Annotated in this window: 21 protein-coding genes and 3 pseudogenes; 12 read left to right on the top strand and 12 right to left on the bottom strand. The window is 30.6% G+C overall.

Annotation, left to right across the window (positions count from 1 at the left end):
• Positions 1-378: 378 nt before the first annotated feature.
• Positions 379-885, top strand: coding sequence for a CBO0543 family protein (locus KPL55_RS26850; RefSeq protein WP_376770506.1), 507 nt, complete (start codon positions 379-381; stop codon positions 883-885).
• Between the two features lie 99 nt (positions 886-984).
• Positions 985-1995, top strand: a complete 1011-nt coding sequence (locus KPL55_RS23210) for a DUF3231 family protein (RefSeq protein WP_216309139.1) — start codon at positions 985-987, stop codon at positions 1993-1995.
• Positions 1996-2890: 895 nt separating this feature from the next.
• Here KPL55_RS23210 and KPL55_RS23205 read toward each other — a convergent pair.
• From KPL55_RS23205 to KPL55_RS23185, 5 genes are all read right to left on the bottom strand, one after another.
• Positions 2891-3928: an oxidoreductase gene (locus tag KPL55_RS23205; RefSeq protein WP_216309138.1), complete on the bottom strand. Its 1038-nt coding sequence runs from the start codon at positions 3926-3928 to the stop codon at positions 2891-2893.
• A 65-nt stretch (positions 3929-3993) separates the two neighbouring features.
• Positions 3994-4617 carry a TetR/AcrR family transcriptional regulator gene (locus KPL55_RS23200; protein ID WP_216309137.1) on the bottom strand — a complete coding sequence of 208 codons (624 nt, stop codon included), beginning with the start codon at positions 4615-4617 and terminating at the stop codon, positions 3994-3996.
• Positions 4618-4717: 100 nt separating this feature from the next.
• Positions 4718-5482: an SDR family oxidoreductase gene (locus tag KPL55_RS23195; RefSeq protein WP_216309136.1), complete on the bottom strand. Its 765-nt coding sequence runs from the start codon at positions 5480-5482 to the stop codon at positions 4718-4720.
• Between the two features lie 120 nt (positions 5483-5602).
• Entirely contained in the window at positions 5603-5893 is a 291-nt protein-coding gene (locus KPL55_RS23190; RefSeq protein ID WP_216309135.1) for a putative quinol monooxygenase, read from the bottom strand.
• Between the two features lie 186 nt (positions 5894-6079).
• Positions 6080-6934, bottom strand: a complete 855-nt coding sequence (locus KPL55_RS23185; RefSeq protein WP_216309134.1) for a site-specific integrase — start codon at positions 6932-6934, stop codon at positions 6080-6082.
• Positions 6935-7128: 194 nt separating this feature from the next.
• Here KPL55_RS23185 and KPL55_RS23180 point away from each other — a divergent pair.
• Positions 7129-7890 (top strand): annotated as a pseudogene (locus KPL55_RS23180) (phosphoribosylaminoimidazolecarboxamide formyltransferase); the annotation flags it as partial.
• A gap of 215 nt (positions 7891-8105) precedes the next feature.
• Positions 8106-8372, top strand: a pseudogene (locus KPL55_RS23175) (recombinase family protein); the annotation flags it as partial.
• On the opposite strand, the gene KPL55_RS23170 reads toward KPL55_RS23175, so the two are convergent.
• On the bottom strand, positions 8301-8468 hold the full coding sequence (locus tag KPL55_RS23170; RefSeq protein WP_312887380.1) for a hypothetical protein: 168 nt from the start codon (positions 8466-8468) through the stop codon (positions 8301-8303). The pseudogene KPL55_RS23175 and the gene KPL55_RS23170 sit on opposite strands and share 72 nt — an antisense overlap.
• 314 nt (positions 8469-8782) lie before the next feature.
• Here KPL55_RS23170 and KPL55_RS23165 point away from each other — a divergent pair, with 314 nt between their 5' ends.
• From KPL55_RS23165 to KPL55_RS23150, 4 genes are read left to right on the top strand one after another with little or no spacing between them, the layout of a single operon-like run.
• Positions 8783-9199, top strand: a complete 417-nt coding sequence (locus KPL55_RS23165) for a MarR family winged helix-turn-helix transcriptional regulator (protein ID WP_216309132.1) — start codon at positions 8783-8785, stop codon at positions 9197-9199.
• On the top strand, positions 9199-10053 hold the full coding sequence (locus KPL55_RS23160) for an SDR family oxidoreductase (protein WP_216309131.1): 855 nt from the start codon (positions 9199-9201) through the stop codon (positions 10051-10053). Before KPL55_RS23165 ends, KPL55_RS23160 begins: the two co-directional genes overlap by 1 nt.
• Complete coding sequence (locus tag KPL55_RS23155; protein WP_216309130.1) at positions 10037-10324, top strand: hypothetical protein; 288 nt, start codon at positions 10037-10039, stop codon at positions 10322-10324. Before KPL55_RS23160 ends, KPL55_RS23155 begins: the two co-directional genes overlap by 17 nt.
• A gap of 17 nt (positions 10325-10341) precedes the next feature.
• Positions 10342-11046 (top strand): FAD-dependent oxidoreductase, encoded by a 705-nt coding sequence (locus tag KPL55_RS23150; RefSeq protein ID WP_216309129.1) that lies wholly within the window; start codon positions 10342-10344, stop codon positions 11044-11046.
• Positions 11047-11289: 243 nt separating this feature from the next.
• Here the strand turns inward: KPL55_RS23150 and KPL55_RS23145 are convergent, their stop codons facing one another.
• Both KPL55_RS23145 and KPL55_RS23140 read right to left on the bottom strand, forming a co-directional pair.
• Positions 11290-12480, bottom strand: coding sequence for a macrolide family glycosyltransferase (locus KPL55_RS23145; protein WP_216309128.1), 1191 nt, complete (start codon positions 12478-12480; stop codon positions 11290-11292).
• Between the two features lie 938 nt (positions 12481-13418).
• Positions 13419-13655 carry a hypothetical protein gene (locus tag KPL55_RS23140; RefSeq protein WP_216309127.1) on the bottom strand — a complete coding sequence of 79 codons (237 nt, stop codon included), beginning with the start codon at positions 13653-13655 and terminating at the stop codon, positions 13419-13421.
• A gap of 99 nt (positions 13656-13754) precedes the next feature.
• Here KPL55_RS23140 and KPL55_RS23135 point away from each other — a divergent pair, with 99 nt between their 5' ends.
• Complete coding sequence (locus KPL55_RS23135; protein ID WP_216309126.1) at positions 13755-14186, top strand: glycosyltransferase; 432 nt, start codon at positions 13755-13757, stop codon at positions 14184-14186.
• A 273-nt stretch (positions 14187-14459) separates the two neighbouring features.
• Here the strand turns inward: KPL55_RS23135 and KPL55_RS23130 are convergent, their stop codons facing one another.
• A complete protein-coding gene (locus tag KPL55_RS23130; protein ID WP_216309125.1) occupies positions 14460-15662 on the bottom strand; it encodes a DUF5667 domain-containing protein in 1203 nt (400 codons plus the stop codon).
• 231 nt (positions 15663-15893) lie between these two features.
• On the opposite strand from KPL55_RS23130, the gene KPL55_RS23125 reads away from it, so the two are divergent.
• The 3 genes from KPL55_RS23125 (at position 15894) to KPL55_RS23115 (ending at position 17909) form a co-directional block, all read left to right on the top strand.
• Positions 15894-16640 carry a sigma factor gene (locus KPL55_RS23125; RefSeq protein WP_246599775.1) on the top strand — a complete coding sequence of 249 codons (747 nt, stop codon included), beginning with the start codon at positions 15894-15896 and terminating at the stop codon, positions 16638-16640.
• Positions 16633-17544 carry an anti-sigma-I factor RsgI family protein gene (locus KPL55_RS23120; RefSeq protein ID WP_216309124.1) on the top strand — a complete coding sequence of 304 codons (912 nt, stop codon included), beginning with the start codon at positions 16633-16635 and terminating at the stop codon, positions 17542-17544. The genes KPL55_RS23125 and KPL55_RS23120 overlap by 8 nt, the downstream gene beginning before the upstream one ends.
• A gap of 80 nt (positions 17545-17624) precedes the next feature.
• On the top strand, positions 17625-17909 hold the full coding sequence (locus tag KPL55_RS23115; protein WP_216309123.1) for a hypothetical protein: 285 nt from the start codon (positions 17625-17627) through the stop codon (positions 17907-17909).
• A 1-nt stretch (position 17910) separates the two neighbouring features.
• On the opposite strand, the pseudogene KPL55_RS23110 reads toward KPL55_RS23115, so the two are convergent.
• From KPL55_RS23110 to KPL55_RS23100, 3 genes and pseudogenes are all read right to left on the bottom strand, one after another.
• Positions 17911-18705, bottom strand: a pseudogene (locus KPL55_RS23110) (glycosyltransferase); the annotation flags it as partial.
• A 61-nt stretch (positions 18706-18766) separates the two neighbouring features.
• Positions 18767-19813 (bottom strand): alpha/beta hydrolase, encoded by a 1047-nt coding sequence (locus tag KPL55_RS23105; RefSeq protein ID WP_216309122.1) that lies wholly within the window; start codon positions 19811-19813, stop codon positions 18767-18769.
• Positions 19814-20190: 377 nt separating this feature from the next.
• Entirely contained in the window at positions 20191-20382 is a 192-nt protein-coding gene (locus KPL55_RS23100) for an EscE/YscE/SsaE family type III secretion system needle protein co-chaperone (RefSeq protein ID WP_216309121.1), read from the bottom strand.
• Positions 20383-21146 lie beyond the last annotated feature (764 nt).

Genomic DNA, 21146 nt, shown 5'->3' with positions numbered 1-21146 from the left:
ATTAATATTGTGGTACAAAAAATAAAACAAATAAAGAAACACCAAACGGAGTATCGGAAGTTCACTTGATTCAGATATGCAGTGCGGTAGCAACAAACAAAGTGCGTTAGATATATTAAATAATTAAGACCGTTATATTACATTCAAAGTAACTAGTCAATACATTATGTTACATTCAAACTGAAAAAAATAAGGAATGAGCAATACGCCCAATGTGAAAGTAACTCAATTGGTATTGTGTTACTTTCAGAATATCAACATAAATTAAATATATTAAACCCCATTAATATTATAATTTTAATAAATTAGGGGATTAATAATAGTATAAGTTATTTACTGGTTAATTATCATTAATATTCGAGTTAGGTAGGTGATCCTATGTATCATATATTTCTTGCAGTTGTATCGATTGTTATATGCTACAAGTTCGGGGAGTGGAGAAATTGGAGAAAATATTATTCAACAATTTTATTTCTTATTTTGAGTAATGTTGTTTGTATTCTTTTAACATATAATCATACATTATGGTTGTATGAAACAAAAATAATAAATCACACTTTTTGTGATTTATTTGTTTGTATAACAGTATACCCAAGTATAGTAATGCTATATATCCCTAATTTCCCAAAGATAACAGCAAAAATCATTACTCATATTTCATTTTATGTAGCTATTTTCACTATAGCAGAATTTATTGGTATTAATTTTGGATATTTCACTCATCATAATGGTTGGAATATATGGTTTTCTATTATATTTAATTATATATTGTTCTCAGTATTATATCTTCATTATAAAAAGCCAATATATGCCTGGATTATTGCACTCTTGAGTCCTCATATTTTATTTTTTTTGATGAATATACCATATAACAGCATTAAATAAAATGAATTTGTAAATACTTATATTGTAGAATACAAGTATTTATAAATTCATTTTATTAAAGATAAAACTGTAAGAGTTTTATAGAGGAGGTTTTTATTTATGAGTGAAAAAACAACAATACCACTAATTTCATCTGAAATAGCAGGTATATGGAATGCTTATATGAGTGAAAGCTTAACAATAAGAGTTCTTAGCTATTTTCTAAATAGAGTAGAAGATAACGAAACACGGGACCTTTTACAGCAAACATTTGACAAGTCAAATCAACATGTCACAGAGCTTACTGGATTGTTTAATAAGGCGGGATTACCTATACCAGACGCATTTACTGATAATGATGTTAATATTAATGCCCCACGTTTATTTTCAGATACTTTCTACTTGGCATATCTATCATATATGTCAAGAATTGCAATGCACAATTACACATTAATTTTAAATGAAATAGCCCGTTCTGATATTAGAGATTACTTCTCGAAACGCATTGATGATTCTATAGAACTATATAACAAATCAGCAGATTTACGATTATCAAAGGGCATCTTTATAAGATCACCATTTGTGGAAGTAGCTAAAAAAGTTGAATATGTTAAAAGTCAAAATTTCCTGATAGGGCTTTTGGGTGAAAAACGACCAATGCTTTTAAACGAAGTTACTCAATTGTTTGGAATTACTTTTTCAAATATAGTTGGAAGAGCGATAACTACTGCATTCGGACAGGTTTCACAGAATGAAGAAATATCAGATTTTTTCTTTAAAGGTAGAGATCTATCATCCAAAATAATCTCTGAATTAACAGAGGCTTTTTCAGATGACGATATTCCAATTCCTTCTACTCCAGATTCTTTTGTAACTGATTCTACAATATCACCTTTTTCAGAAAAATTGATGCTAACTCATATGTTAGTGCTGTCCGCTTCGGCAGTAAGTAGTTTTGGCATGGCTATTTCAGAAAGTTTAAGAGTAGATTTGTATGCAATATATGTTAAATACACAGCTCAAACTATGAAATACTCCCAAATTGGCGCTAAAATTATGATTGATAATAAGTGGCTTGAACAACCTCCAGCTGTATTAAAACATAAAGATCTAGTAGGAAAACAAAAATAATTTTCTTAATTAACAGTAGTGTAAATTTGAACTATAAAAGTTAAAAGTCGTGAAATTGAATTTTCACGACTTTTGTTGTATATAAACGTCTAGCCTATAGCCTCAATGTGAAAGTAACTCAATTGCATTTGTGTTACTTTCAGAATATTAATATAATTTAAATATATTAAACCCCACATCATTAAATATGGGGTTACTTATTAGGACATATAAGAATATTGTATAGTAATCTTATAATTAAAATATTGATAAAAGGATTCTTGAGGGTGTAAATTATTTTGTGTATTCTCTTTCTTTAAGCAAAATAATTGGACTATTTAATTTTTAAAATATGTCATAGATTCAGTTCTGTCATATATTTCTTTTAGTGTGACTCAAATCCTACCTTTTTCATTTTTAAGAAATATGTTTAAAATATATTTTATAGTAATTAAAATACCGATATATTAAAAGAATTCTTTGAATATATCGGTATTTTGGTAATATATGTCTTAACGTATAAAATCCGCGTTTTGCGGTTACTACCCCTAATAGACTAAATGGGTTTAGACGAGTGTATTATCCACAGCAAATCAAACTGGATAAATACAAAAGAGTCCTGGAATGCCCTTCATGTAAACTAAAGCATTGGAAATCTATTTTTCAATGTTTTAGTTATATTTTTAGTTTGTTCTAAAAAATACCCACCAAGCCAATTTTCTCAGCTCAACGGGTTTATTTCTTTTTTCACTAAAATCCTAAACACAGGCCCACTTTTTCAAACCTCTCAACGTTTCTACCGTGCTACGCATTTATTTTTTTAGCACTTTTATTTTTCATTCTTTTACAAGTGCCAGTCACCCTAGTGAGGAGGCTTACCGACGAACTTGCTATTAGTTTTCACTGTTTGCATCAATCAAGAATTCCTTTTGCTAATTATTTGTGCAGGGCATTTTTTACTATTTGTAAGCCATTTACAATCTTGACACTCAAAACACGGCTTATAATTTATATTATCCAATGAGTTCCCCACAAAATTTGCATCAGCTAAAAAGGGTCTCCCATACGCTATAAAATCGCAATCATTATTTTTTATCAGCGTATTTCCCCTTTCCAGCGTCTTTATATCGCTGACACAAATAATGGGCAAATTTACATGCTTTTTTACAAAACATCCCGTATAGACTGTATCATTATACGTAAAACTGGTTGGCAATACCAATTTTCGATCTTGTGGTATTCCTGTTGAAATATGGAGCATATCGATTCCCATATTCTCCAAAGTAAGGGCAGTTTGTACATCCATATCTAAAGTACTTCCCCAGCCCATTCGATATGAAATTATAAAAGTAGATCCAGCTAAACTTTTTATTCCTTCAACAATTTCTTTTACTAATGACAGTCTTTCGGCTAAAGTTCCGCCATAATCATCCTGGCGCATATTGGAGTTGGATGATGCCATCATATTTAAAAAGAAGGTGTGCGCCCCATGCAGCTCGATTCCATCCATGCCCGCCTTTTTACAGATTTCGGCACTCCTTACAAATTCATTCCTAATTTTAATTAAATCTTTTTTAGATAGTATATTGATATTCATAGAGCTTCTATCATAAAAACCGTAGCCTGGAAGAGAAAGTTGTGCAAAAATTCTTGTTCCATTCTTATGATACTCTTCCGTTATTCTATTTAAGTATTTAACATGCCGGTCAGAGAAAGCACCGGCACCACCTGATGTTCCAGATCTACTTATATTACTGCTATCCGCTGACACAGAAAGTGCTTGTGTCACAATCAGCCCAATCCCTTTATCGGCTATACTTAAATAATCTTGCATAAGTTCTTCCCCCATGATTCCATCATAGCTTGGGAATCCAAAGCGAACCATTGGTGCCATCACAATTCTATTGCGAAAAAAGATATTATTTATTTGAAATGGATTAAATATTTTCAACATACACTAACTTCCTTTCTACAAAATCACTATACAATCAATATAAAAAAATATTAACTTCCAATTTTTCATTTATCTGTATGGACACTTTGTGCCAGCATATCCCATATACTCATAATTTGAGTAATCGCAGCGTCAATGGTGTCAAATGAAATACCATCTCTTGCCTGTATTGAAATTCCATTCATAAAAGAGTAGATGACTGTAGTTAAGATATCAACATCTAGTGTTTTGGGAAGTTCCCCCTTTTTCACGGCTGTTTTGATACAAGCTGTTAGCCAATCTCTTATTTGCGCACGCTGCTTTTTTAACATATCTTGAATATGAGCATTTTTAGGGGAGCAGTTAGTCGCTGAAAGAACCACTAAACATCCATGAGGATGACTGCTGTCCGTCTGCATTTTAGCAGTCTGCCTTAATGCCTGTTCAACAGCTTCTCTGGGCTCCAATGAAATATCTTTTAGACACAATGACACTTGTCCAAAAGTATTCATGTACATATTAACGACTTCACAAAACAAATCTTCTTTTGACTGAAATGTAGTATAAAAACTACTCGCAGAAATATTCCCCATAACCTTTCTCAATTGAGATAAGGATGTTGCTTCAAAGCCTTCATCCCAAAATAACAACATTGCGTTAAAGATTGCTTCATCCCGGTCAAACATTCTTGGACGTCCTGCTCGAGACATAAAATCACCTCACATATCAAATATTTTCATTTCCAGTTTATGTATTGATAACTGATAAACCCCGTCCTGCGGCGCCGAATTAGGTACAGGTGCGCTCATGTTACAGACACGAGTATGCGCCATCTACCAAAATATTGCATCCCGATGTATAGGTTGAGGCATCACTAGCGAGATAAATCACAGCCCCCGTCAGTTCCTCAGGCTTTCCCATTCGATGCATTGGAATTAATTGTATCCATGTATCCAGAAGTTCTTGTGGTCTCTCAGCGGACATAGGGGTTTCAATATACCCAGGACTTATACTATTAACCCTGATTTTGTGCTCTGCCCACTCGACCGCCAAGCTTCGAGTAAAATGTATCAATCCGGCTTTTGATGCATTGTATGCGCTTTGCCATTGCGGGATATTTACAGCACATCCTGATAATGATGCGTTATTAATGATGCTCCCATGAATACCACGTTCAATCATTATTCTGCCTGTGGCTCGTGCGACAATAAACGCTCCTGTGAGGTTCGTTCCTTGAATTGCCTCCCATTCCTTCACTGATGTTTCAATTGTACTCTTATCAATATAAATGCCTGAATTATTAAATAAAACATCAATTGTTCCCGAACGTTTCAGAATTTCGGACATTGCTGCTTCCACACTATCTTCATCTCTAATATCAGTGGGAATGTGATAGGAACTTCCGCCTGTGTTGGCTATCATTTCGTTTGTCTCATCTGCCTCTGTTCTGGAAAGAATTACGATTTCTGCTCCTGCTTTTGCCAATCCGAGTGCTACAGCTTGTCCAATTCCTTTGTTTCCACCTGTAACAATAACAACTTTCCCTGAAATATTAAAAAGCTCCTTTAAATACATATCGTCCTCCTCATAAGTAATATTTATATTACTTTATCATTATCCATTCATTATTTGCTCCGGCTATGTTCCATGCCTTTTTCGCAGAAATATGTTTTAGCCAGCTTAGAATCACAATTATCATACCCTCTGATATCTATTGATTCTCACTGGAGCTTTTAAGTATTCACCAAACTCCGCTATGGTTTTTTTGAAAAGTAGAGATTGCATATGTTTATCAAGAGCATCTTGGTCTTTCCATTCCTCAATCATAGTAATCAAAGCAGGATTTTCCAAATCCTGAAACAGTTCGTAATTTACACACCCCTCATGAGAACACCTAGTCTCATCAATAAGTGGTTTGAGTGAATGAATAAAATCGTTAATTTTATCATTTTTAAGTTCGTGCTGTGCCACAATTATAAAAGCCATTACTTTTTCTCATCCTTCTCATATTTCGTCGTTAAAACCGTGTAAGCAATTTTGGAACATTTGATCCATTATTATTATAATCATTTATCCGGTCTTTGTCAATTATTTATGGAACGATTGATACATATTTCCGCTTCATTAAGATATAGAGAGAAATAACAGTTCTGTAATTACTTTCTACTCATTTTACAAAAAAAGACCCAATATGAATAGACTTTTTTCGTGTCTATCATATAGGGTCCATTTTAGAGTATTGGCATTTAGTCTCAGGTTGGCTATATCACCTGCACGAAGTCCTGTGTGAATTTCGAGTTGTAGGATAGCATTGTCACGCTTTCCGGAAGGCGTTTCAGGATTAACCTGCTCAGCCACATACCATATCTCATCAACAGAAATACATGGAATAATTTTTTTATCTCGGGCTCTTGGTGCAAAAAGTACTGGCTCAAATCGAATACAAGCATACCCGCTGTTTCGAAGGTAGTAATGAAGCCGTTTCAAGACGGCTACTACATCATCCATGCTTTTATGGCGTGATCCGGATATCTCAATCATGAAGTTCTTGATATCAATACATGCTACATTGTTGAATTTATCGTGTCCATTTATGGAGAGGTACAAGAAATACCTTTGGGAAATTGATTGGTATATGCTGATACGTTTAATGTCTCCTAAACTAGCAATAAATCTAGAAAGGATTCCATCATAATAAGAGGAAAGCAGGTTTTCTTTTTTCTTTAAGAATACTTTCCATTCAAAGCAACCACACTTGTGGATTTCCTCAAGTATTTCTATTCCACGCATGCGCCAATTTACTGTTTTGCGTGAAATATACCCTGAAGTATATTCTTCCCGATACAATTTTTTCAGTTCTTCTGTTAGATTCGAACTATAATAGTTCTCACCCTTTTTTTTGTAAAAATTGGAGATAGGTTTAAATGCACAGCTTTGATAGGAATCAATTGTGTCGCCACATAGATTTAATCTGTATAATTGATTTATTGCACAATTAATTAGTTCTTGAATCATAATTTCATTCATTGTCATAACCTCCATAAAATATTTGGCAATATGCCATCTTTATTATCATGGACGTAATGAACAATTAAAGTGTCAAGATTATTATTCCGACCTTTTTTTAAGAAACCCACTAAGAACCTTTACATTTGGCTAATCCATGTAAGTGATATAAAAAGTCAGCATAACCATAAAGTCGGAATAAGTGGTGTGAGAGGCCATTTGAAATTCTTAATGGTAATCCAGGTTATATCAATTTTATGGATGCCTTTAATTCATGGCAATTGGTTAAGGAATTAAAACAAGTAATAGGATTACCGGCAGCAGCATCTTTTAAACATATAAGTCCAGCCGGTGCATCCGTTGGAATTCCATTAGGCGATACATTGAAAAGGTCATACTTTGTCGAAGATATAGAGCTATCTCCTGTGGCCTGTGCTTATGCAAGAGCCAGAGGTGCAGATAGGATGTCTACATTTGGTGATTGGGCTGCTATAAGTGATATTGTTGATTTAGCTACTGCAATAATTTTAAAAAAATCTGTTTCAGATGGCGTAATTGCCCCCGGATATACTGATGAAGCTTTGGCAATTTTGAAGAAAAAGAAAAAAGGAAATTACTGTATTATTAAAATGGATCCTAATTATGAACCTGAAAATATCGAAAAGAGAGAAATTTATGGTATAACCTTTGAACAGAAAAGAAATAATCTTCAACTTAAAAGCGAAATGCTTAATAATATAGTTACTAATAATAAAAATATTACAGATGATGCAAGACGCGACTTACTTATCTCAATGATCACATTAAAATATACTCAGTCCAATTCTGTTTGTTTTGTTTTAGATGGTCAAGCAATCGGTGTTGGTGCAGGACAGCAATCCCGTATACACTGCACAAGATTGGCTGCATCAAAAGCAGATATATGGTATTTACGTCAGCACCCTAATGTTCTCAATTTATCCTTTAAACAAGGGTTACAAGACTTAACTTTTCTAAAACTTGTTCTTTTGTCATAAATAAAACATCTCCTTTAAAGATAGATTTTTTCCACTCTAAAGGAGTCGTATACAATAAACAAACTGATATACTTATAATATAAGTTTCAATTATAGTTGCTAATTTAATTTTGGGTTACCACCGCGTTAGCGGTTTAGTGCTATTCTTATAATAGGAAGTCACTAAAGAAAATCATGTTCCATTGAATCATGTTTATATTGAGAAGGTTAGTGGTAAGAATGTAACAGACAGGCCAGTATTAAATAATATGATGGCTGTACTAAAAAGTGGTGAAAAATTAGTTGTAGATAGTATTAGTAGATTTGCAATGAATACAAAAGACCTTATAGAATTTCCTTGTGGCTTGATTGTAACATTAAAATCACTTCACCTAAAATCCGATTTTTTTACTGTTTTCAGCAAATGCTGGATAGCTAAATATTTCCTGAACATCATGTCTTAAAATATTTAGATCAATATTTTCTTTAATAAAAGTAACTCCTGCACCTAACTCTTTCAGCCTTGCTGCAACAGCAGGCTGATCATTAAATTGGGGAATAACTATTAATGGAATATTATTATAAAGTCCTTCACTTACACTATTTAAGTTCTAATTCCAAATTTAAATTCGGAACTTTCCTATTGCTTCTGGTTACAGATATGTTCTTCATACCCCTTAAAAGCAGTAAAGCATTTCTTATAGAATTCTAGTGTGTTGTTAAAAACAGTTTCTATTAAACCAAGGGTTTTAGACATATTAAATTTGCTTCCTGATAGAATTCTATGTAAACAGATATAAACAATTGACAAATATAAATAAAGTTAGTATACTAATCACATAGTTAGCATACTAATTATATAAGGAGGAACCATATGCAGAACTTATCTTACCTTATTATTAAGGCATCAAGACATCTAAAAAACAAACTAGATAAAGCATTAATTAAATTTGATATTACTGCTGCGCAGTTCTCAGTTATTATTCAGATACATTCTTCAGAGGCTCCAATTACAGCAGCAGAAATATCTAAGCGGTTGGGTTCAGACAGGCCAACTATATCGGGGATTATAAATAGGTTAGAGAAAAAAGGTATAGTGCTTAAAGTTGCCAACCCAAAGGATAAAAGATCATCTTACTTGGAGATATGTAAAGAATATAATAAGTTAGTTGATAAAATGAAAACAGTAAGTGATGAATTAACAATTGATATATTTTCAATTTATTCAAATGAGGAAGCTGAGAAACTTACAGAAATGATTTGTAAACTAAATGAAGGGACTGAAGAATAATGGTTGAAAAGATTTTATTAACAGGGATAACGGGGAATGTAGGTAGTGCAGTAGTGGACTATTTAAAAAGTATAAATAGAGACTTTGTAGCTGGAGTAAGAAACATTAAAAAAAGTATTCAACAAGATGATTCTATGGAGTACATTAATTTTGATTTTGAAGATATAAATACCTATGAAACTGCTTTACATGGCGTTAAAAAGGTATTTTTAGTAAGACCACCACAACTTACAGATGTTAATGGAATATTTAAACCTTTTATTCAAAAATGTAAAGAAGCTGGTGTTGAGCAAATAGTATTTTTATCTTTACTAGGAGCAGAGAAAAATCCTTTTCCACCACACCACAAAATTGAAAAAGCTATTTTAGAATCTAAAATTCCTTACACTTTTATAAGGCCAAGTTTTTTTATGCAAAATCTATCTACAACACATGCAGAAGATATTAAGCAGCGAGATGACCTTTTTATACCTTCAGGAAAAGCTAAAATTAGTTTTATAGATACAAGAGATATTGGTGAAATAATTGGAAGAACTCTTGCTGAAAAAGGCCATGAAAATAAAGCATATACTATTACAGGTTCAGAAGCTATTACTTATATGCAAGTTGCAGATAGTATGACAAAAATACTTGGACGGAAAATCACATATTCAAACCCACCTTTATTTAAATTCAGGAAAGATATGATTGATAGAGGTATCAAAAAAGAATTTGCGACTGTAATGATGGTATTATACCTTACAACAAAATTAGGCATGGCTAACCATGTTACGAATACTGCGGAGACTCTATTAAAAAGAAAACCTAGAACAATAGAAGTCTTTATAAAAGATCATATTGAAGTTTGGAGGTGAATTTAATTGGAAAAACAAGAGAAACTATGATATAGCTAAGTACCCATTTATACGGAATGATTTGACTATCTTTGTTTATTCTCAAGCAGCACCAATCCCTTTAATATTTGACAGATATTTCAGATATACTGAGAAATCATTAAAAGCTATGGGGATAAAACCTATTAAGAGAATTACTGTACTTGGAGCCTTCACTAAAGATTCAGTGCAAAAGAAAAAAGGAGTTTTAAACAAAGCCTACAATATTGGAAAGAATTTAGCAAACAATTAATTAAATGGAGGATTTCTATGAGTTTATTTAGTGATATCAAAGCAGTATTAATACCAAAGGAAATAGTTTTTAGAGAAGTAACCAAAGAGAGTGAAGATGTTTACACTTTCTTATTTGATTCATGCAAGCCTTTAAGTTGGAAGGCAGGACAACATGCCATATTTGTTATTAAACATAAAAAAATTAATAAAGCTATAAGACCCTTTAGTATAGCATCCAGTGCTTTAGAAAATAAAATCATGATTTCTATGAAAATAGGTAAGAAACCAAGTGAATATAAGAGAGCATTATTAGAACTTAAAAGTGGAATGAAAATGGTACTTAGGGGCCCTATTGGTGGTTTTACTATGGATTATTCTAAGACAACTTGTTTTGTAGCAGGAGGTGTAGGTATAACACCATTTAGATCTATGCTTAAAGATATAGTCATGAGAGAGAATGATTATAAAGGTAAAATAAATTTGTTATATATCAATAGTACCGGAAAGTTTTTATATGAAAACGAGCTTAAGACTTTTGAAAAGGATAATCATATAAAAATAGATTTATTTACAGATAGGGATGAATTAACAAAAAGTATAAAAGAGATTGCTATTAATAATAAGGATATAAAATATTATTTAGCTGGATCCAAGCAAATGAATGATTCTATAAAGTCTATTCTGAAAAGTCAATCTGTAGATAAGAAAAATATTAAGGCGGATACATTTTTAGGATATTAGATGTATGAAATGAAAGCTTGTGAAAACAATAATTTCCTAGTTAACAAAAGAGGAATAATAATATGGAAAAAGGATTTACAAAGAAATTAAACAAAGGTGATGAACTGGTGTATATGCTAGCCTAACTTTATTATTACAGAAAGTATGCCAAAAGCAGTAAATTTACTTGACTATAAGTTATATTGTTTGTGGCATTTAGATTAGCACAACATATTTGTCAACATTCTTGTAACCCTATAGGTACTAAGTATAGTAAGTATTATACTTAGTACTTATGCTAAAGTTTAGGCCAATATATTTTTCTATTTCAGTAGTAGCAGCTATATAGCCGCCACAGTTTATCATATCTTCGCTCATCATTTTCATGTTTTCTTTATACAGTCCATTGTAAAGAACATCATTTAAAGAATTTTTTAAAGTTTCAACTGAAACATTTTTTTTATTAATTATCTTTCCTAGTCCTAATTCTTCTAATCTTCTAGCGACAGCAGGCTGATCAGCGGATTGAGGTATAGTAATAACTGGAACTCCATAATAAATTGCTTCATTTACACTGTTCATTCCCCCATGAGTAATAAAAACATTTGTACGTTTAAGAACTTCTAATTGAGGAACAACTTGATATACTAAGAAGTTATCTGGAATAGTTCCAAGATCCTTTATGTTTATATTTTTACCTATCGACATAAGTATTGTCATATCAACATCACTAAAAGCTTTTAAACAAATTTTATAAAAATTTAATGATTTATTAAATAGAGTGCCTAAAGAAATATAAATTACTTTTTCTTTTAACTTATTTAATGGAATGTTATTTTTTTCTGTCCTTTTAATTATAGATGGACCAATAAATTTGTACCTCGTATGTTGAAATTCTTCACTATGAGTCTGGAATTTACGGGAAGTAAAAACTATATTTAATTCTGGTACATTTTCCAATACTTCCGCCAATATATCATTATTTTTAACTTTTCCTTTGCCAAAAATTATTTGTGTAAATATCTTTCTTGCGAGTTTATTTTGAATTAATTTAAGTTGAAGCGATGATTTATCAGAGGTTTTAGGATTAAATGTGTTTTTATTAAATGCAAACATTGAAATTAATCGTATTGTTGGTTTTTTTAAAGTATCACCTAGATTTTTTCCCATAAAAAACATAAATTCATAAATAATCAAATCATAATTTTTACCAATACGTAATGCAGTTTCATAAATTTTACTCATAGTTAATTTCATACCTTTTAATGACATTGCTTTTTTTTCGTCATAATCATAAAGGATAATTCTTGCACCAGTAAGTACTAGCTCTTCTCTAAATTCTTCTGAAATTAAATATGTTACTTTATATCCTCTATCAACAAGTTCTTTTGTAATTGCAATTGTTGGATTTACATGTCCATGAAATGGGACATTTATTATTAATATTCTCACCATATTTTCTCTCCTTTTTATTTTATTACAGTTATACTAATTTGTATAAGAAATTATGACTTAGTACTTAATCAATATAATTAAGTATAATGTTTATTATACTTAATTTAAGAATAAATGTTCCATATGATAATCAAGAATACCGTAGTGGCCCCTATTTTTTTAAGAAATTTATATCTATCTAAACTAGAACTTGCTTCAGATAACTGTTGAATTGCAAGTACCGCGGAACTAGAAACTAAAACCACAATTCCTACATACAGTCCTAAGAACACTAAAACTTCATTGCTTTTTAATGTAACTTTTTATACTTGCATAACCTACAATTGAAATACATATGTAAGCAAACTTATAAGTGTAATTATTTTTTTCAACGAATTCCCACCTTTTAAGTATATTTAATATTTATTATTTAAAATTCATATATCACCAGCACAGATAATAACAACTGCCATCATATATTACGACTACGAAGCAATATATTTACTTATTTATATTATTAATAATGTGAATTTTATATAAAAACAACAGGTGATCTACCCACGTTGTAAAAGAAATATAAAATTGTAATGCCGTGAAACTAAATCTTCACGGCATTTGTTGTATATGTACATCTAGCATATAGCCACAAAGTGAAAGTAACTCAAATACCATTGTGTTATGTTGGGGTCTTGCCGAGATACGTGTAAAAATCGGACACTATATGGAGAATTTTACATAGTAGCTGGTTCTATGATTATTCGGTTTTGATAGTTGTACTTTTAACCCTAAACCTTCTTTTATTTAAGTATGTGCCAATTAAACTTGCAATTATTACACTTATGCATTCACATGCAGTAATAACAAAATTCTATTTTAATGGTAGTTGTTTAATGACTCCTTGTTCCATTAGTCGGTTTATCAATTCATGCAATTTATCATTTGCGAGAGCATTCGTCTGTTTAAACCAATAACTCATGATACCTATCATTGCTGATAGAGTATATTCCAAGATATAATCCATTCCGTTTTGGTCGACATTGGGTTTGCTTGCAAAAATTTGCATTATTTGAGTTTTTTAGTTTACTTGCAAAGGCAGGGTCGCCATTCTCGCCAAGTAAAACAGAGTAATACTTGTTATTTTGTTCATAGAGCTCAAAAAAAACATCTAGTGGCATTCCCAAATTACCTGTCGGCATTGAAATCGGTGGAAGTTCATTAAGTGTAGGTATTAAATGCTTTTGATTTTATAATTAAATTATACAACACGATGTTGGATTATTCTAGGAGGTTAAAATATGATTACAATTCTTTGTGCTGGTTCATGCGGTGATTTCCAGCCATATATTGCACTTGCACAAGAACTTGGAAAACTCGGCAAGGAGGTGCGCATTGCCGGTGGCAAAAGCTTTGAAGCTTTCATAAAGGGCTATGGTATAGGTTTCTATCCTTTGTCTGTAGATTATCAAACTGCGGATATTGACCCCAAAATGCTACAGGAGGCGCAATCGTCTGATAATCCGTTAAAAATGCTCTTAACCTTTAACAAGATGAAAAAATACGTTCTGGAATTAACCGAAGAAATGTATTATGCATGCGTGGACAGTGAACTCATTATATATCACCCCGGTGCAACTATTGGGTATTTTGCAGGAGAAATGTTGGGCATTTCCTCTGTTTTAGCCGCTCCATTTCCTATGCATAAGACAAAAGAAGTCGCTTCTGGATAGAGAACTGGCGTTGAATTTGCAAAGCTATTAAACATAAGTAGAGCTACATTAATAATTTACTACATAAAATATCTTGGAGATTTTCCTTAACGTGACTTTTGCTCGAAAAGAGAGCACTACCCCATAATAAGGCTATACTCCCTTTAAATTATCTTAAAGAGAGTATAGCCTTATTATGTAGAATGATTTTAATTTTACCGTTGACCTATCCTCTATATTGAGGAATAAAGATGTTAATCTTTTAGGGCGACCAATGCGTTAATAATGCTCTATCTAGTTCTTTTTATTTTCTTTAATCTCATTTATTTTTTCTTTTATTTCTACTCTTTTATTTTCATTTCTAATTTCTACATTTTCTAATTTTTGTTTAGCTTCTTCATTTCTAACGCCGTTAGATACTTTAACTTCTTCTACTTTATTTGCTACTTTAGATACTTTAAATTTTTTTATTTCCTTATCTTCTTTAGCTACTTTAACTTCTTCTATTTTATTTGTTTGTTCTTTAATTTCTGACTTTTTGTTACCAATAAGCTCTTTCATATCTTCAAAAGCTATGTTAAATTGTTCTTTAGCCACTTTATACAAATCTTCTTTTAATTTTAGTTGTTCTTCAGCATCTTTTATAACTACTTCATCACCAGATTTTTTAGCTTGCGCTAAATTAACCTTTGCTGATTGATACTCTTGTCTTGCTGTATTTAACATATGTCTTTTTTCTACCATTTTAGATACTGTTTCCTTTTTAGTTGCGTTTACTTCTTTAGCTACTACTTTAACTTCTTTTATTACTATATCTTCTTTTGCTAGTTTAGCTTCTTCTACTTTATTTGCTTGTTTGTCCTTATTTTCTAACTCTTTATCATTTTTCTGGCCTATAAGATCTTTCATATCTTCAAAAGCTATGTTAAATTGCTCTTGAGCGCCTTTATACAATTCCTCTTTTACTTTTAATAGTTCTTCAGCAGCTTTTATAGCTAATTCATCATCAGATTTTTTAACTTGATCTAAATTAACCTTTACTGATTGATAATCTTGTCTTGCTGTATTTAACATATGTCTTTTTTCTACCATGTTAGCTACTGCTTCCTTTTTAGCTTCTTGCATTTCAATTGTTTGTTTTTCATTACCATCTAATTTATTACTTAACTTCTCTAAATCTTTGATTACGTTATTTGCAAAGTCATATTTTTGTTTTTCTGCCATACTGTCATATTCAGCTAATCTTTCATTTGCAATTTGTGAAATTATTTCTATTTTCTTTGCATCATCAAAGGTTAAAAATAAGCTTAAATTATCAAAAGCCTTATCAACAAAATAAAATAAGCTATCTGGCATAATTCCTGTAACCTTATTTACCTCACTTATGGTTGTATCATTGTTTGTTTTTGTTGGGTTTTCAACACCTGTTGCAAACACCATTGTATTTATACTCATTGTAAACGCTATGGTTGCTAATAAAACAGCTACTCTTTTCATGCTAATTCCTCCTCATATTGGTCTTTTGTAGATAACAATAATTAAATGTTCTCCCATAATTTTTATTTAATTTTACATTTCGCTTATATATACGGAGCATGATATAATTTTTTAGAGGGTTTTTTTATTTTCTTTAAATTATATATTAGTTCTCTTTAAAATATAATTATGTTTCTTTTCCCTCTTAAAATTTATAATATTTACGTATACATAAATATAAGGGGTGGACAAATGAACTTCAAACTTCCTTTTCATATAAAAAAAACAGTCATGAGTTTAGATGAAGAACAAAGTTTTAATACAGATGCTTTAATTGCTGAAAATCGCAGCAATTTTATAGAAACTAATAAAGGCTTTATTTATTCAATTACAAGTAAAATCTGCAAAAGACATTTAATTTGGGAAAATGATGAAGAGCTTAGTATCTCACTGATGGCTTTTAACATAGCCTGTGACAAGTATGATAAAACTAAAGGGAATTTTTATGGATTTAGTAAAATTATTATTAAAAATGCACTCATAGATTTTTTTAGAAAAAGTAAGACTTCCCCAAGTCTGATATTTGATAACATTAATAGTAGTATAGATTATATTGATATGAAAAATTCTATTAACAATTTCGAAATTCAAAAGGATAATGAATTTAGAGCTACTGAAATAAATTTATTTTCAAAGGAGCTATTAAAATACAAAATCAATTTTGATTCCCTCATTAAGTTATCTCCTTCTCACAATGATACTAGAAATAATCTATTAAATATTGCCTTTTTATGTGCCAAAGAAGAATCTATACTTAATCATTTAAAGACCAAAAGAAGGCTTCCAACTAAAGAAATAATAATATTAACTGCTTCAAATATAAAATTAATTGAAAAATGGCGTATATATATAATTTCTTTAATATTGATACTTATTAATCCAGAATATGTGTATCTAAAATCTTTTCTAAATATAAAAGAGGGTGAATTAAATGGTTAAAACAGGTATTGTAATGTGTATAATGAATAAAAAAGCTGGTATTATGACCTCCTCTGGAGAGTTTGTATATATAAAAATCAGCAAAGTATTACCTAACATTGGTGAAATTCATACAGGAGAATTATACAAGAAAAGTTTATTCCTATACAAATATGCCATAACTGCAGCATTATTAATGTTTGTACTTATTTCTAGTGTCTCCGCTTATGCCTACTATACTCCTGTTACAACTATTGTTCTCAGTATTAACCCAACTGTTTCTTTTAAAGCTAATAGATGGAATAAAATTATTAGTTTTAAAGCATTAAATCCAGACGGTTCCTTAATACTTAGTAATATTAAACTAAAGAATAAATCTATAGATGATGGTCTTCAACTTTTAGTTACGGAAGCTAAGAAAGAAAATTTTATAAATGATAAATATGTGTCAGATAAAAAAATCATTAGTGTTGATATTATAAGTATTAAAGATAAATCTATAGATATTTCTAAGTTTAAAAACATTATAGATACTAATAATTTAAATGTTAAAATTAATGCCTCTTCTGGCAATAAGAAAAACATAGATATTACTGTTAATAATAAAAAAATAGTTACTTCCAATTTAAGTCCTAAAAGCAAGAAAAAAGAGACCATTAATAAAAAGTCAAATACTAAGAAAGATATTATTAAAAAACCTTTAGTAAAGATTAACACTAACAAAATAGAGGATAAATCCCATGAAATTAAAAAAGAATCTAAAAACAGTGATAAACCTACTATTAATAAAGATGGTAAATCAGAAAACAAAAATCCTAATAACAATTCATTATCAACTATTAAAAAAATTTATACTTCAGATGGAATTAAGAATGTGCAAGATACGGACATGGGTACTATAAAGAGGGTAAAAACTAATAAATAAGCATGAGATAATAAGGACTTCCAGGCTTGCTGTGGGTAAATTACTTTGGTACACCCTATATAATGGAACCTGATTTTCACATGGCTAAAGATAATGTACCTATAAATAATGGAGTAAGGCTTATGTTATCAGAAACACCCAATGATGAAAGGCTAAGCGATTCAAACTTTCTTGAAAATAATAAGAATAGTTTTGGAACCGGCCACGTTGTCATAATAAAAAAGTCCCTTTCTTTGATAGTACAAAGTAAGGGACATCTAAACTGTTTGTATTTTAGTATTTTACGTAAAAAAACTGCATTACCATGTTCTAGTAACCATGCCCACAAATATTGTTCAATATACCAAATTATTAAAGAAGTGTGAATTATTCTAGTTCTCTGTACAAAAGAGGTTCCAAATATCTATTTCCTAATTTTAATTCACAGAATTTACGAATATTAGAAAATTGTTCGTCATAGGTGTAATTTAAGAATTTATTGTATATATCAATTAATTCTATAGTTTTATTGTTCTTATCATCGTCGTTCATTCCGTTCCAAATCCCCTGATCATTCTTTCTATATACGGTCATTGCTTTTTTGATGTGGCCTATTTCTCCAAGCATTGAACTTAGAATATTTAGCATCCAATCACCAGAAAAAATTTCAAACATTCCTTTTGGAAGTTGATCTAAATAGTTACTATAATAAAAACAGCAGGAGATATTTCCTATAAAATTAATACTGGTTATATCTGATGTATTAAAAGTATCACCTTTAATTTGTTGTTGTATATTATAAAAGTCAAATTCATTTCCATTTTTAATTATTATATCATCGAATGAAATAGAGCATTGCGGGTGGTTATCCATAAATTCTATATGATTTTGTAATTTGCTCTCATCATACCAGTAATCATCACCGTCAATTAACGCAGTATAAATGCTTTTGCTACAAGCTTTTAACAACCGCTCTAAATTTTTTACCATTCCTAAATTTTCTTTGCTTTTCAAATATTCAAAAGTTACAGTTTCGCCAACTTCTACATTATTAATATAGTCTTCAATAATCGCTGCGGTCCTGTCGCTGGAGTTATCTTCACAAATAATAATATTTAAGTTGAAATCACCTTTTTGTATTATTATTGAATTAAGGCAATCAACTATATATTTTTCGTGGTTATATGCTAAAACACACTTAAAATGATAGGGAAAAAGGTGATGCTAATTATTTGCTATTGTCTTAAATTTGCTTTTTATTAAATTGCTTTTTTAAATATGTTGAAATTTCAATTAAAGCTTCATCTGCTTTATTCGTAATCCTACCCATTGAGACGAAGCCATGCGTAACACCTTTATATCTGGTAGAAATCACATTCACACCTTCGTCCTTTAATTTATTTCCATAAGCTTCACCCTCATCCCTTAATGGATCAAATTCAGCTGTGATTATGAGCGTGTCAGGTAGCTCTTTAAAATTCCTAGATAACAAAGGGGAGGCATATTCACTTTTTCGGTCTTCTAATCTTGGAGTGTATAGGGATATAAATTTATTAGAGTTTTCCCTTGTAAGATTATATTGCATACCAAAATACGACCAAGATTTAGTATTTAGTTGATAAATGTTTGTAGATGGGTATATTAGTACCTGAGAAGTTATGTGAGGACCATCTTTATCACGTGCCATTTGTGAAACTACAGCAGAAAGGTTAGCACCAGCACTGTCACCGGCAACACATATTCGGCTGTAGTCCCCATTAATACTCTTAGCGTTTTTATAAACCCATTGGAGCACATTATATACGTCATTAAGCCCAGCTGGAAAAGGATCCTCTGGTGCAAGACGATAATTTACAGATACCACTATAGCCTTTGAATTTTTTGAAAGCTTCCTGCAAACATTGTCATAGTCATCAATATTACCGCCTATCCAACTACCACCATGTGAATAAATTATGATGGGAAGTTCAATTGCATTATCAGGCGTATATATTCGCACGGGCACCTGATTTGAATCTGTTTTTATGTCCATATTTTTTATATTGGTAAAGGGTATAGTATTAGATCTTAATATTGTAGTAGACTTATGTAATTCTGCACGTATTTCATATATTGATTTTCCTTTAAGTGAAATAGGATTAAACTGTTCTTCTATTTTTGACATTATACCAAAGAATGTATCAAGCTTACCATAACTTGTTTTAGCAAAATTCTTAATTAAAAGATAACTGTATATTGTAAATATAAAAATAAAAGCAGATAAAATCCAGAAAATTTTTTTCTTTTTCATTCATACCTCCATCAATTTATATTTTTACCTTAATATATTGTCCTTTAAAGAAATGTATTATCCAATCTGAACTTGAGGTTTTGAGCATGGGATATTCTTTTTAAGAATAATAATACCACTTTATGTTAATATATCTGTTTAAAAATACATCTACTATCTAATAAGGCAACAACCTTATATGTTATATCGAATGAATTCTGTTTAAAACAATATTACATATGAACGTGTTTAAAAATAGGTACCAGTTTATAATTGCCTTCTTTTTTATGTAAGTAAGTAATAAAAGTTATATTAAAAATGGCACATATGTATGTAGATTATATGGATTATAAAATCGAAAAGGAAGAGCATAAGGCAAGCTCTTCCTTTAATAAAAATTATTCCTGATAGTTAGAAATTGTAGTATTTGCATTTTGTAAAGCAGTATCTACTGAGTTAAGCGTGTTTTGAATTTGTTGTTTATTCTCAGGTTTTTCTACTGAATTAAGTGCATTATTTAAACAATTTTTAGCTTCTTGAAGATGATTAGTTACATCCTGAACATGTTGTTTAGCGTTCTTAGTTTGCATTTGATTATGCCTCCTTACTTTTTGAAACTAGCTTCAATATAGTATTTGCAATTTAAAATAAAATATACATATTCACAGTAATCATATTAGTATTTACATATATAAAATAATTATGCCATAGCCATAGCCATAAGTTAGCATTTAATTGTTATTATCCTGAATACAGCTAAATGTATTGAACATGAATTTTCATATACTTTTAGTAATGATAACAACATAAAAAAGAAACCCACATAAAAAAGAAACCCACATAAAAAAGAAACCCACAATATGTAGATTTCTTTTTCAAAGTATTATTACTTCATTAACACCAGGTCATCTCCTAGAAAATTTAAAAGGAATGAAGTTAAAGTTGACTCAGCACGAAATAGACTGGTTGAATTTGTTATGATTTTTATTTTTTATTTCTAATGTATCCCACGAATTTCAATAGCCACTTACATGTATTGGTGGCTTAGCCAGCCTGTTGCATAAGGAAGGGGCAACCATCCAGCAAAAAGAGTGGAATAAAGTCACTAAGGCAAAGCACAAAAAGTGGATAAGTTTAATTTGAATTATATTTTAGAGGATAACTAAGAAAGAAATTCAAAAGAAAATTCAATATGTGGCTCCTAGAGATATTAATTATTATTTAAAATACGAAGGTCTTGTGCCCAATGTCATTAAGTTAACCATCTTGTGACAAATAGAATTATAGCCAATTGAAAGTATGTATGCTTTTAATTGGCCTTTTTCTTTTACAACTATTATTTTTGGGCATGCAA

The sequence above is a fragment of the Clostridium lacusfryxellense genome, from assembly GCF_018861735.1.
In the GTDB taxonomy this organism is placed as follows: Bacteria; Bacillota; Clostridia; order Clostridiales; family Clostridiaceae; genus Clostridium_AD; species Clostridium_AD lacusfryxellense.
The sequence above is the reverse complement of the archived record's forward strand: the minus strand, read 5'-3'. Positions and strand labels throughout refer to the sequence as shown.